This window comes from Prolinoborus fasciculus (genome assembly GCF_056724605.1).
Map to the genome: position 1 here is coordinate 1 of NZ_JBWZQN010000167.1, position 637 is coordinate 637.

Below are 637 nucleotides of genomic sequence, written 5' to 3' on the forward strand. Positions count from 1 at the left end.
AACTTAGACCAGTGTTGATCATTCAGCATTGTACGAGGCATAGCGAGAAGTAAATTTGGTTTGGCGATTAAATTTTACTTTCTCGCTATTTTTTTGAACAGAAAATGTCAACAGGCCCTAATAATTTTGTAATGTTATTGTAGAAATTTTTCTACTTAATCTAAAATAAGTATTTAGCCAATCCTTCGCTAAAATTAACATTATCTTAGATCTCTTTCATAAGTCATTTTCTACTCAATTCCATATTATAAATTCCAACGATTAAACTAAATCTCAGACCAAGTCTTTTTCCTCTATTTCGGTAACGTTAAGCCAGGATTTTAAAGGTCTTAAGCCGACCAAATACGTGCTCAATCCCGATTCTTCTTTTGTTGATCTCTTGGTTATACATTTTAAGTTCAGGATCCAACTTATAGTGCCGTTTAGCTGTTGATGGCAACAGACTATTCACATATACAGTATAAATTTCCTAATAGCCTTTATCTGCAAGGATCAAAGCCTCTTTTGGAATGAACCGTACCGGGTTTGTCGGAGACTTTTTTATTTAAGTTAGGCCACCTGACCTAACGGGTTAATCTTATCATAGTACATTGCTTCAAACTCAAAAGGCGATACATAACCCAGTGCACTGTGTACA

1 protein-coding gene is annotated in these 637 nt (G+C 34.7%); it reads right to left on the reverse strand.

Annotated elements, in window-relative coordinates:
* Positions 1-307: 307 nt before the first annotated feature.
* Positions 308-451 carry a transposase family protein gene (locus AC1P5O_RS16760; protein ID WP_431605765.1) on the reverse strand — a complete coding sequence of 48 codons (144 nt, stop codon included), beginning with the start codon at positions 449-451 and terminating at the stop codon, positions 308-310.
* Positions 452-637 lie beyond the last annotated feature (186 nt).